This is a genomic window from Shewanella sp. 2_MG-2023 (assembly GCF_030548905.1).
In the GTDB taxonomy this organism is placed as follows: Bacteria; Pseudomonadota; Gammaproteobacteria; order Enterobacterales; family Shewanellaceae; genus Shewanella; species Shewanella electrodiphila.
Map to the genome: position 1 here is coordinate 130,453 of NZ_JAUOSO010000007.1, position 12,528 is coordinate 142,980.

A 12,528-nucleotide genomic window follows, 5' to 3' on the forward strand; every position below is an offset into this window, starting at 1 on the left:
AAGAGCTGTTATAAGAGCTGTTATAAGAGCTGCTATAAGAGCTGCTATAAGAGCTGCAATACTAGCTTTAATAAGAGCAGTTCTTTGAACAGTAATACGAGCAGTTGTAATAAACCCTTTGGCTGTAACCCAGTTGTAGCCATAGGGTTTAATTAATTATTTAGTCTTAACCAATTTACACCGACATTAAGTAAAACAACCAATGTCATAGGAGTTTTTGTGAAGTTATCACTGCCTTTATCATTCATGCTATCAAGCTTACTCATCACGTTATCAAGCGCTGCTGAGGCTCAATGTGAGTTATCACCATCAAACTTGCAGGCAAGTTATCAACTCACCTCCTCTGATAATTCGCCAAACGTATCGAGTAAAAATTCGAGCCACACAAGCAAGCTAAACCTATGGCGTCAGGGAAACACTGTCGCACATCAATATCCACAAACAGACATTACCGAATCGTGGTTTTTGCTCAATAATAAGCAAATCAAACCCACCCGCTTTTTTGATCATTATCAACGCGGTATAGAATACCAACCCGGAGAAGTCGTACACGGGAAATCTGAACACGACTGGTCATATCGTTATCAATTTATCTCAGACAAGCTTATTTCACAGTTAACCCTTAGCGCCGAAACTGGCAAAGGCTGTGAGCGTCAGCAAGTGCTCACTCAAACCTCTGCCAACAGTAAAATTGAGTTAGTTTGGTTACCTGAACTTCAACTTATCAGTCGTTTTAGCTGGACAAAAAACCAAGGAAAACATCAAACACATGAGCAATGGCAACTGACTGAGCTCAGCCATGATGCAAATAAAATCACTGCTTTTTTCAAACAGATTAATCATTACAAAATGACCGATTACGCCGATATTGGCGACGATCATAGCGATGAGTTTTTAACTAAAATGGTGACGCTAGGGTTTGTTGAACACGGTGCATCTGGGTTTTATGACACAGAAGGAAAAGCAATCAGTGATGGGCATTCACACTGACATTAACTTAGACATGGACATAAACATGGACATAAACATGGACATAGACATGGACATAAACATGGACATGCTGATTAAACATTCAGTTTATATAGTGTTTCCAAACCAGTTTTGAGTTAAAGGCGCTCTTTATACCACGCTTTAAAAGGGAGTTGCTCGTAACTCCCTGCTAATCTTTCTTATAAGCAATCAACAAACTTGAGTGATCATTTTCATTCCGGTCGACACTCCACCCTATCTTCTACAACCCGCCCTACCTTCTATCTTCTACCTTCTATCTTCTACAATCCGCCCCCTACCTTCTAGTCTGCAGTCGTCTATGAGGCTTGATATAAAACAAGTGCATTATTGAGTTCAAATAGCTACCTTTATACATATAAGGATAAAGATGATATTTAGGGCCTGTTGATCTTTCGAGGTTGTTTTTGCAGCGAATTGTTGATCATTTGTACAAGGCAGAGACTTTGTGGTGTAGTTATTCTACATAAAAAGTCGATAACGCAGTAAAAATGACCAACAAACGCTGCCCGAAGGGTTCGACTAAAAGCGTTTTACTCTTTGTTGAATGAACTTTGCTTAGAAGACTAGGCATCAATTCATTCGCCTCGATTAAAACGCTTTTATTTCGAACAAAACTTAACCAGCAAAGATCAACAGGCCCTAATCATTCGCAAATAAATGGAACAGAAAATGGGAGAGGCAAATGGATAAAGCACTGCAAACCATGATTGATAACATGCCGGAAAAAACCGGCAAGTCATTACCAGAGTGGCTCGACATACTTGCACAGCAGAATATTGAAAAGCATGGAATGGCAGTTAAATATTTAAAAACCGAACATGGAGTAACCCATGGCTTTGCCAATACGATTGTGACCTTATCAAAACAAAAAGATGAGTCTACTGATGAGTTAGTTACCCAACAATATCAAGGCAAAGAAGCACTGACGCCAATTTACGATTTACTGATTTCTATTGTAAGCAACTTTGGCCAAGACGTAGTAATAACCCCTAAAAAAGCGACAGTGAGCATCATTAGGAAAAAACAATTTGCCCTGATAAAACCAGCCACCAAAACCCGTATCGATCTTGGCTTAAAAATTAAAGATACCGAGCCCCAAGGTTGCCTAGAAGACTCAGGGCCTTTTGGCGCAATGTGTAGCCACCGCATACAGCTCAAAGATATTAGTGATGTGAATGATGAAGTAAAACAATGGCTACAACTTGCTTATCAGCAATCGGTTTAATGCTCACTTGTACCAGCTCATTTGTACTAGTTCATTTGTAAAAGCTGACTTTAATGGTCGATAGCTTGAAATGGAGCTAATGAGCTAACTTCATTTCAAGCAAAGGATTTTGCGGGTTTTGACTAAAGTGCTCACTCTCTTCGACTGCGCCACAATGCTCAAAACTTAGTTTTTCTAAGATACGAATAGAGCCTTTATTTTGGCTGGCAACCTCAGCAATAATCGGCCTTTTAGAATGGCTTTTAACAAATATGCTTACTGCTTGACTGGCTATGCCCTTGCCCCAAAACTCACGTCCGAGCCAATAACCTAAAAACCAATCAGGGTGGGCGCTAGCCGAATTCATCGACCATAACAGCACACTGCCCACCAGCACGTCATCTGCGATTATTCCCTGGGCAAAAACATCCTCTCGGCCTAATACATTGGTGCGCCAATGTTCAAAAAAGCTGTCTCGATCTCTTGCTGGAAAGTCCGCCATTTGATTAGCGACTGGATCATCTTGAAATTGATAAAGTGCCTCTAAATCTGCTTCGGTTAAATCTCTAAGTTGGATCAACATGAATTATCCTTATTCATTTCAGCAAAGCTCTTGTTTTAAGCTCGTGTTTAAAGCTTATGTTAATAGATTATTTTCAAAGCCCATTTCATCACCCTACTTAAGAAAGTTCAGTAAAAATGATAAACTGCTCTGCTTTTTTAGACTGCTGTTTTACAATACACCCAATTGCCTAATGCTAAATAAAATTGAAATGAAAGCAAGTCTGTTTTCAATCTGTTCTTAGCTGCTTTTTAAATTTTTAATAGGACGACCCAAGTGACCGACTCATCAATGCGCCTTAATAAATACATCAGTGAAAGTGGCATATGTTCACGCCGTGATGCCGACCGTTTTATTGAGCAAGGCAATGTGTTTATCAATGGTAAACGTGCACAAGTGGGCGACCAAGTTTCTTTTGGCGATAAAGTTAAAGTAAACGGCCAAGATATTGAGCCAAGAGATGCTGAAGATTTGGTGTTTATCGCACTGAATAAACCTGTCGGTATTGTCAGTACCACAGAAGGCACTGAGCGAGACAACATTGTTGATTTCGTCAATCACTCCACCCGTATTTTCCCTATTGGCCGCTTAGATAAAGACTCCCAAGGTTTGATCTTTTTGACCAATAACGGCGACTTAGTTAATAAAATCCTCCGTGCTGGGAATAATCACGATAAAGAATATATTGTCACGGTGAATAAACCGATTACTGATGACTTCATTAAAGGCATGGGCGCTGGCGTACCTATTCTTGGCGTAGTGACTAAAAAATGTAAGGTTGAACAAGTCTCGCCTTACGCATTCAAAATTGTGCTTGTACAAGGTCTTAACCGTCAAATTCGCCGCATGTGTGAATATTTCAATTTTGAAGTCACTAAGCTTGAACGTCAGCAAATCATGAATGTCAGCCTAAAAGGGCTACCGATTGGCGAATGGCGTGACTTAGACAAACAAGAATTAGATGTGTTATTTGAGATGATCAAAGACTCATCATCTGAAGACAAAAAAGCAGCACCAAAGAAAAAGCCTAAACCTAAGCCCAAAACAGCGTCAGAGCGTGGAAAGATTGAAGGGCCAGAGCACTTTATGCAGCATAACCGCAGCACCAAACATAAAGGCCAAGCAAAAGGTGGCGGCAAAGGCCAAACCAAAGGTCAGCAAGCGAAGGGACAAGGACAAGGTAAAGCTAGCGGTAAAGGTAAGCCAAGTGGCGGTCGTAAACCGAATCGTGCACGTTAATCCTGCATTAAAACAAAACGGGCGTCAGTAGCAATACTGGCGCCCGTTTTGTTTTATGCTCAGTGATTAGTGATTAGTGATTAGTGATTAGTGATTAAGTGCAAACTCAATGTATTTAGCAATGAAAGCTCAAGAGAAGATTCAAAATACTGGTGCTCATATTATTATTTCTTAATATGAGAACTAATTTAGAGGAAAAACCAACTAACGGATAATCTACTAATTATCAGCATCTTCAGTTTGTGCCTTCATCTGCTCAACATCTTCTTTGCTGAGTCCTATCGCTTCTGGCATATAACAGGTTTTCACCAACTGAAACATTTGCACTAAAGAGCTCAATTGCCCTGCATGCATTTGCAGGTTCAATAACGCCATTGCGGCGCCTAGTTCATCACCATCAGCAATCTCAGGCACGTTACTTAACGCTTTATTGGCTTGCGTAAGCTGAGTAATCATACCTTGGTATTCTGTGACCTTTTCAGGCAGATAACAGGTCGACGTTTCAGGGAGTTGCGCTAAAAAGTGTTCGAACTCAGCCACAAACAAGTTGGCTTCAATGAGAGTTTCATTCCCCAATAATTGCAGTTGCTGCACCTTACCACTGTTAAACACCGCGCTAGCACTCTTGCCCGCTTCAGCCATTTGATTAAAGTCATCCATTAACTTGACCTGCATGTCTGAAAGTAACTGACTTCTTTGTGCAATAGGCCTGAGTTTGGCATCAAATTCGAGCATTGCTGCTCGGTTATCGGCATAAGCATTAATACTCAGCCCAGCCATGAGTATTGTTACAGCAACATACTTAGCAAATGTCATTTGAATGGTTTCCTTAAAAATGTAGTGCTGGCACTCTGAGTGCCATTAAACGAGTTAATTCATAGTCACAGAATACCAAAAAATTGAATAGGATTTTAAAATAACAGTATCCTTTTTACTCTTTCAAATACGGACATAATTAACAATGAAGGCTAATTCTATTGATGCTAACTCCCCCGCTGAATATAGCGATATCAACATATTTGATACGGCGATGGCTTTAATTACTCATATTTTCAGAATTACATCACTAAGTATTATTTATATAATAATTAATAGCTTATAGAATACGAAAGTCGTTACTCAACTGGTTAGGTTTGAGTACTTTATATTCAAGGATTAGGAAAATAAAATGGATTTTACCCCCAATTGGCGCCCGTCAATCATTGCGGCTGCGCTTTCAATTGCATTAGTTGGTTGTGGCTCATCAGACTCTGATGACAGCGCTCCAGAACAAGACAAGAATATTGCACCTCAAATAACTTCTTCGGCAATCGTTACTGCGATTGAAGATATAGCATATAGCTATCAAATTACTGTGACAGATCCTGACGACAGTAATAATGGAACAGATCTAAACTATGAATTAACCAACGCGCCTGAAGGCATGCTTATATCAGATATGGGGCTCATTACTTGGATGCCAATTGAAGGAGTTCTGACATCAGGCTCTGTGACAATAAGTGCTTCTGATGGTGGTGAAGACGGTGCCACTGCTGCAACTCAAAATTTTGAAGTCATTGTTACACCTGTCAATGATAGCCCTTTGATAACTTCCACCCTAATGCTGACCGCAGTAGAAGACACACTGTATACATCTCAAGTGGTTGTAGAAGACAGTGATGACCTATTAGAAGGCTTAAATTTTTCGTTAGAAAATGCACCAGAAGGCATGGTTATTGATGCGACTGGACTTGTTTCATGGACACCAACTGAAGGTGTTCTTACTTCTGGCGAAGTAACTCTAACAGTCGCAGACGGTGGTGAAGATAACGCTGTTGCTGCAACAGATATATTTGAAGTCATTGTTACACCAGTCAATGACGCTCCAACGGTATCGTTAATAACAGAACAAACCGTTAATGCGGGTGAGACATTTACATACCAATTAGCGGTATCTGATGTTGATGATTTAAATGTTGAAAATGATATTAGCTTTGAAATGATTTCTGGCCCAGCAGAATTAACCATTTCTGCAACAGGCTTAATCAGTTATAACTCTGCTGTAACTGAGACCACATTAACTGATATATCCATTAGTGTGGCTGATGGTGGTGAAGATGGCGCTGCACCTGCAATCGTTAGCTTTAGTCTTGATGAGAAGTTTTTTGTGGCTGTTTCAGGTAGCACAATCAACTACTTCAATGGCGAAAACATTGTTGACAGTTCCGTCATGCTATCTAACGGTGATACCCAGTCGCAACTGGCCACTTCTGATGCTGATGGAAATTTTTCAATCTTAATTCAAGATACTGAAATAACTGATCGCTTAACTTTATCTGCTGATGCAACTGGTTTCGCTGAAGCAGCCATTAGCTTCTCTAGTTCAGAATTAGCTCAAGCACACAACTTACTCTTATTACCTGTACATCAGACGGTAAGTTTTGATGCCTCACAGGTTAATGAACTCAGTGTTGAAGATACATTATTAATCACTTTACCTGAAGATAGCCTAGTTAATGCCAATGGCGATTTAGCTGAAACTGCAGTTCTCGCTGAGCTAACAATCATTAACCCTGCCATTGATATAGAAATGATGCCAGGTGACATGTTGACCATAAATGAAGCTGGCGAGATTGTGCCGATTGAATCATTTGGCGCAATTACCGTTAGCTTTGAAGATGAAAATGGTAATCCACTACAACTCGCCGAGGGGAAAACTGCAGAAATTCGAATTCCTGCAGTCGGTAGCTTCCCCCCTAGCACTATTCCACTTTATTACTTTGATGAAATATCGGGGTTATGGGTTGAAGAAGGCGAAGCAACTCTAATGAATGACAACGGACAATCTTATTACGCAGGTAATGTGAGCCATTTCACCACTTGGAATGCTGATAGAATTTATGAAACCGTATTCATCAATGGCTGTGTTGCAGATGTTGAAGGCACTCGTCTTACAAGCGCTAGATTAAATTCAGATGGCCGAGATTATTTTGGACGCTCTGTCACTTACTCTGACTCAAATGGTGATTTTAGCTTGCCAGTACGTCAAAACTCTTCAATGTTAATCGGCGCATCATTGGGCTTTCAGAGTAGAACAGAAATAATGGCAACAGGAAGCGAGGATATCACTTTGCCTGAGTGTCTAGTGCTTTCTGAAGCATTAACGAAAATCACCTTAAATTGGGGGGAAGCGCCTCGGGATTTAGATTCACACCTCTTTATTAGCCAAGGTGATACTGAACTAGGACATGTTTATTTTGGAAATCGTGAAGTGACTATTGAAAGTAGTGTCATTTATCTTGATGTTGATGACATCACAAGCTATGGACCTGAAGTTATTTCAATACCTAGCTATCCTGTTGCGGGTGTTTATGATTACTTCGTTTATAACTACTCTAGCTCACCAGCGATAGACCCAGCAACGACTCGAGTAGAAGTTATTTTTAATAATGAGCAATACTTATTTACTCCACCAACAGAAGATATCACTCTATGGTGGCATGTTGCTCAAATAGAGAAGTCTGCTGAAGGCATTCTAACATTTACTCCGATGAATGAATGGGTCGACGCGCCAGACAGAACGCCGCAATCTTTGTCTTTGCCTTCGTCTTATTCGACTCAAGCTGCACCACTAAAAGCGTTGCCTTTAAAAGCAATAGATTCATTAGTGAATGAGCTGATTAACAGTAAATATTACGTCAAATAGTATTAGCTTAGTTCGCTTTCAATTAGGAAATAGCTTTAAAAGGGTTTAGTTCATCAATTAAATCCTTTAGTCATCCAGATTGAAACGTACACAAATTTATTGTCGGTTAAAGCCATGCGCCCGTATTTGTACGGGCGCATTTACTGTTGGACCCTTAATATGTTTTCACCATTTATATCAACCAAAATGACAAAATCAGTCTTTATTGCACTCATTATTTCAGTCTCTATTCCTATACAGGCAAAAATTAAAGCGCCACTATTTAATCCACCTGAAGAGGTGAAAAAAACGGAAAGTTTAGTCCGTAACTACAGTCCTTATTCGTTGATTAATCAAACGGTGAAGTCGATTAACGCTTTACCAGTAGAAGGCAGATTGACACGAATTAATTATCGCTTAGACCCGAAATTTACACCTCATAACTTACACAATAATTATCTTGAGCAAATTAAGGACTTAGGCGGTGAAATTATTTTTAGCTGTATTAATAACGCCTGTGGCAAAGAGTCGAAACTTAAAAATTTTATTAAGCCAATTGACACTGTCGGTGGTCGTAACCCTGCCTTAACCACCACAAAAATAACACTTGAAAGCCGTGATGTGTACGTATCGATATACATCAGTGACTGGAAAAAAGCCACTAATATTCAATTGGATATCATTGAAGTTATTGATGAGCCCTTAGATATAATTGCTATTGATAAAGACTATCTAAAAGCTGAAGTGAGCGAAATTGCCGTAAAGGATAACAGTAGCAAGGATGAAAGAGGCTCGAGCGATCACCCGATGCTCACTCGAATTCCTGGGGCTTACATTCAAGACTATAAGACCTTTCAATTTGGCCAAACCACTGTCGCTTCTAAAAAAGTCGGTAAGAAATTCACCACAGAAGTCATTGAAGGGAAAATTACCGATATTGCTTATCGATTACCTCGCAGCTATTCAGAATACGAAGTGGATGCAAACTATCAAGCTGCACTTAACAAGCTAGGGTTTATCGAGACTTTTAGCTGTATTGCAAAAGAATGTGGAACCGATAGCAAGTTCCAAAGACACTTCAATGCACTCGCCACAAACGGCACCACAGAAAGCCAATTCTATCGCCTTTATTCACTAAAAAAGCCAACAGGCAATGTGTATGTGATGACGTACATAATTGGTTATATTAATGGCCTTTCGAGCGAATTACGGATCATTGAAGAAAATACATTAAACACTGAACGCTTAACCATTGATTTAGATGGCCTAACAGACAAAATAGCGCAAACAGGCCATGTTGCGCTTGATGGCCTATTGTTTGAATTCGACAGTGACAAACTGATGCCAGAGGCAATGGAGGTTATAAAAGTGGTTGCAGAGTATCTTACAAGTCACCCTAAACAAGGTTTCTATGTTGTTGGCCACACTGACGATCAAGGCGGGCAAAGTTATAATAAAGCGCTGTCAGAAAAACGCGCCAAAGCGGTTAGAAATACACTAATAAATGACTTTAATATTAAGCCTTCTCAAGTTGAATCAGCAGGGCTTGGTGAATATGCGCCTGTTGCTAGCAATATGAATGATACTGGTAAAACACAAAATCGCCGAGTCGAGCTGGTGCTGAGATCAGATAGTAAATAAGCCCTGTGATTACAGACACAAAAAACCAGCATCTCTGCTGGTTTTTTTATCAATAACTTTCAGGTAAATAATCTCAATTACATTACAACTAACTCACCTTAAACTGCCCGACTTGTTCACTTAGTTGCTGTGACAAATCATTCATTTGCACACTAGCCACATGTGATTGGTCTGCATTAGTGACGGTTAATCTGGCTTCATCACTAATATTGACAATATTACGGTTAATCTCTTCACTTACCGCTGTTTGCTCTTCTGCTGCTGTGGCAATTTGAGTGGCCATATTCGCAATTAAGGCAACCGATTGAGTAATACTGGATAATGCTTCGCCCGCTTTAGCGGCCTGTTCAGTGCTTTGTACAGCTTGCTGACGGCTTGAATCCATCACTGTCACCGCATCTTGAACACCTTTCTGAAGTTGACCAATCATTTGTTGAATTTGATTAGTAGAATCTTGTGTTCGTTTCGATAACGTTCTTACTTCATCAGCAACAACGGCAAAGCCTCGTCCATGTTCGCCTGCTCTTGCAGCTTCAATTGCCGCATTTAACGCGAGTAAGTTGGTTTGCTCTGAAATGCTACGAATCACATCTAGAATACTGCCTATATTATCAGCGTTATCTTGTAATTGCTGAAGCGCATTGGCAGCTTGCTCCACCCCATTACTCAGTTGTTCGATGGAAGTAATGGTTTGTTGAACAATTTTATCCCCCTGTAAAGCCTGCGTATCTGAACCTTTTGCTGCTTGAGCTGCAAGCTCGGCGTTATTGGCCACTTCAATAACTGTTGCCTGCATTTGATTCATCGCTGTGGCAACTTGTTCAGTCTCGCCTTGTAGACGTTGCATCCCTTCTAAGGTTTCACTACTCGATGCCTTTAGCTGCACACTTGCAGTGCCCAATTGCTGTGTATCGCTACTAAAGTCCGTGATAAGCGTACGAATATTTCGGACAAAAAGATTAAAACTTCCAGCGACTTCTGCTATTTCACTTTGACCGCTGTCATCTAAAGAAACAGTAAGATCTTTAGAACCAGAAGCCACATTGCGCATTGATGTATCTAAAGCTGTGAGTGGGGTTAAAATATTTCGATATAGTATCGATAAAATCACAAGTATGAATAAGCCAATGGCTAAGCTCCCCCATAGTTGAACAGTTGTCGCATTATCTGTGGCGTTTAAGGTTTCTTTTACCGCTAAGGAAAACTTGTGATCTAATTCTTGAGCCAATTCATCTAAATTAGTCGCTAATGTTAACGATGCATCATCAAAACCACCCTCACCTTTCATTAACAAGTTTCCTGCTTCAGTTCCTTCGTTCAAATATGCATCAGCCATATTTTCACCAGAAACATACAAGTCTTGTACCTGTTGTTTAATGCCTTGGGCTTGTACCGAATATTCAGGGGATAATTTTGAGAGTTTATCTAGGTTTGTTAAGGCTGCATTCAAGCTCTCATAAGCTTCAGATTTAGCTTCGTCACTTTTAGTGGCGCCCACATCGGTTAGAAACTGTTGAATTTGCACCACGTAATATCGCGTATCTTTTAAAGCGAATACGGTATTAACCTGTTTCTCTTCATTTAATATACTTTCATGGATGAAAGATTGTTGTGAATTACTTACCCAAGCTAAAATAATTAAAGCCAATAGAGATAACGTAATTGTTACTTGAAGCATTCTCTTAATGGAGACATCAATACCCATAAACATACCTGTAAATTCATCAACTGAGTTATTTCATCACAATAGCCGTTATTGAAATGGCAGACAGTGATTTAGCCCCAGTTAAGCGATAACCATTGCTAAATTAGCGCTCTAAGCACTAATCAATTCCTCATATTCATCGACCTAATAAGCAATTGCTTTAATAGTAAAAAACTAATAATGGTTATTTCAATATTTTGAACTTCCCTAAAACAAAAAAACCAGCATCTCTGCTGGTTTTTTCTTATGTTAAAACAACATTATCGAGACAGATTAAGCTGTTTTCACTTTCCAGTTTACCGTTTCGCCCGCAAAGAATGGTACGATTGGGTTCTGGTTTGGCAAGATGATTTGCTCAGGTACAACCCACTCTTCTTTAACTAAAGTCACTGTACCTGTATTGCGCGGAAGGCCATAAAAGTCTGCGCCATGTAAGCTAGCAAAACCTTCCAGTTTATCTAACGCACCTAAGTCATCAAACACTTGAGCATAAAGCTCTAATGCAGACCATGCGCTGTAACAACCCGCACAACCACACGCAGATTCTTTACGGTGTTTTTCATGGGGCGCAGAATCTGTACCTAAGAAGAACTTGCTAGAACCCGTTGCCACAGCAGCTTGCAATGCTTGCTGGTGAATATTGCGCTTCAGCACAGGTAAACAGAAGTTATGTGGGCGTACGCCGCCAACTAATAAGTCATTACGGTTTAACAATAAATGCTGCGGGGTAATCGTTGCTGCAATATTGCTTGGCGCTGATGCCACAAACTCAGCGGCATCTTTAGTGGTGATATGTTCAAACACGATTTTAAGCGTTGGCATGGCTTCAACAATGCGCGCCATATAGCGATCGATAAACTCTTTTTCGCGATCAAAGATGTCAATGTGCGATTCAGTCACTTCACCATGCACCAGCAATAACATGCCTTGCTCTGCCATCACTTCAAAGATTGGAAATAATGCATCTAATGCTTTAACCGCAGCATCAGAGTTAGTGGTGGCTCCTGCTGGGTATAATTTTGCTGCAACAACGCCTGCCGCTTTGGCATCAATGATGTCTTGCGCAGTGGTATTGTTGGTCAAAAATAGCGTCATTAATGGCTCGAACGAGCTACCTTGCGGGCGCGCAGCTAAAATACGTTCACGATAAGCTGAAACCATCGTAGCGTCAGTAACAGGTGGCACTAAATTTGGCATCACAATAGCGCGCTGAAATAAACGAGCGGTGGCTGGTACGGTTTCAGCTAACATGTCTCCATCACGGAAATGAAGGTGCCAATCGTCCGGCGTAGTAATAGTGATTTGCGTCATTTAGGTTCCCTAAAAATCGATTACGAATAATTGCGCGCTATTGTGCCTGAAAACCCGTTTTCTTGATAGACACGTTATTTAAACGCTGACTTTGCTACAGCAAAAAATCCCTACAATTATTATTGTAATCACAAGTTATTTATCAATCACAAGATTGTATTTTGGTCATGACTCCGTGCTAAATTAAATCA

At 40.2% G+C, this 12,528-nt stretch carries 9 protein-coding genes; 5 read left to right on the top strand and 4 right to left on the bottom strand.

Annotated elements, in window-relative coordinates:
• The first annotated feature begins 219 nt into the window (after positions 1–219).
• Together Q4600_RS09160 and Q4600_RS09165 are read left to right on the top strand one after the other, a co-directional pair.
• Positions 220–990, top strand: a complete 771-nt coding sequence (locus Q4600_RS09160) for a hypothetical protein (RefSeq protein WP_303515531.1) — start codon at positions 220–222, stop codon at positions 988–990.
• Between the two features lie 703 nt (positions 991–1,693).
• Positions 1,694–2,236 (top strand): DUF4287 domain-containing protein, encoded by a 543-nt coding sequence (locus Q4600_RS09165; protein ID WP_102529638.1) that lies wholly within the window; start codon positions 1,694–1,696, stop codon positions 2,234–2,236.
• Between the two features lie 76 nt (positions 2,237–2,312).
• Here Q4600_RS09165 and Q4600_RS09170 read toward each other — a convergent pair whose 3' ends face one another.
• Positions 2,313–2,798, bottom strand: coding sequence for a GNAT family N-acetyltransferase (locus Q4600_RS09170; protein ID WP_303515535.1), 486 nt, complete (start codon positions 2,796–2,798; stop codon positions 2,313–2,315).
• A 255-nt stretch (positions 2,799–3,053) separates the two neighbouring features.
• Here Q4600_RS09170 and rluF point away from each other — a divergent pair, with 255 nt between their 5' ends.
• Positions 3,054–4,016: a 23S rRNA pseudouridine(2604) synthase RluF gene (rluF, locus tag Q4600_RS09175; RefSeq protein WP_303515538.1), complete on the top strand. Its 963-nt coding sequence runs from the start codon at positions 3,054–3,056 to the stop codon at positions 4,014–4,016.
• 219 nt (positions 4,017–4,235) lie between these two features.
• Here the strand turns inward: rluF and Q4600_RS09180 are convergent, their stop codons facing one another.
• Positions 4,236–4,832 (bottom strand): hypothetical protein, encoded by a 597-nt coding sequence (locus tag Q4600_RS09180; protein WP_303515540.1) that lies wholly within the window; start codon positions 4,830–4,832, stop codon positions 4,236–4,238.
• 352 nt (positions 4,833–5,184) lie between these two features.
• Between Q4600_RS09180 and Q4600_RS09185 the strand changes: the two genes are divergently transcribed.
• Both Q4600_RS09185 and Q4600_RS09190 read left to right on the top strand, forming a co-directional pair.
• Positions 5,185–7,701 carry a putative Ig domain-containing protein gene (locus Q4600_RS09185; RefSeq protein ID WP_303515543.1) on the top strand — a complete coding sequence of 839 codons (2,517 nt, stop codon included), beginning with the start codon at positions 5,185–5,187 and terminating at the stop codon, positions 7,699–7,701.
• A 159-nt stretch (positions 7,702–7,860) separates the two neighbouring features.
• Positions 7,861–9,321: an OmpA family protein gene (locus Q4600_RS09190; RefSeq protein WP_303515546.1), complete on the top strand. Its 1,461-nt coding sequence runs from the start codon at positions 7,861–7,863 to the stop codon at positions 9,319–9,321.
• A gap of 88 nt (positions 9,322–9,409) precedes the next feature.
• Here the strand turns inward: Q4600_RS09190 and Q4600_RS09195 are convergent, their stop codons facing one another.
• Together Q4600_RS09195 and pyrC are read right to left on the bottom strand one after the other, a co-directional pair.
• The gene (locus tag Q4600_RS09195; RefSeq protein ID WP_303515548.1) at positions 9,410–11,026 is read right to left on the bottom strand and encodes a methyl-accepting chemotaxis protein; all 1,617 of its coding nucleotides are present in this window, start codon (positions 11,024–11,026) and stop codon (positions 9,410–9,412) included.
• A gap of 273 nt (positions 11,027–11,299) precedes the next feature.
• Entirely contained in the window at positions 11,300–12,337 is a 1,038-nt protein-coding gene (gene pyrC / locus Q4600_RS09200; RefSeq protein WP_229372046.1) for a dihydroorotase, read from the bottom strand.
• Positions 12,338–12,528: the final 191 nt, after the last annotated feature.

Bases quoted from the DNA above. Each gene is read 5' to 3' on its own strand.
- Q4600_RS09185 (WP_303515543.1), top strand. From the start codon at position 5,185: ATGGATTTTACCCCCAATTGGCGCCCGTCAATCATTGCGGCTGCGCTT.
- Q4600_RS09190 (WP_303515546.1), top strand. From the start codon at position 7,861: ATGTTTTCACCATTTATATCAACCAAAATGACAAAATCAGTCTTTATT.
- Q4600_RS09170 (WP_303515535.1), bottom strand. From the start codon at position 2,798: ATGTTGATCCAACTTAGAGATTTAACCGAAGCAGATTTAGAGGCACTT.
- Q4600_RS09180 (WP_303515540.1), bottom strand. From the start codon at position 4,832: ATGACATTTGCTAAGTATGTTGCTGTAACAATACTCATGGCTGGGCTG.
- Q4600_RS09195 (WP_303515548.1), bottom strand. From the start codon at position 11,026: ATGGGTATTGATGTCTCCATTAAGAGAATGCTTCAAGTAACAATTACG.
- pyrC (WP_229372046.1), bottom strand. From the start codon at position 12,337: ATGACGCAAATCACTATTACTACGCCGGACGATTGGCACCTTCATTTC.
- Q4600_RS09165 (WP_102529638.1), top strand. From the start codon at position 1,694: ATGGATAAAGCACTGCAAACCATGATTGATAACATGCCGGAAAAAACC.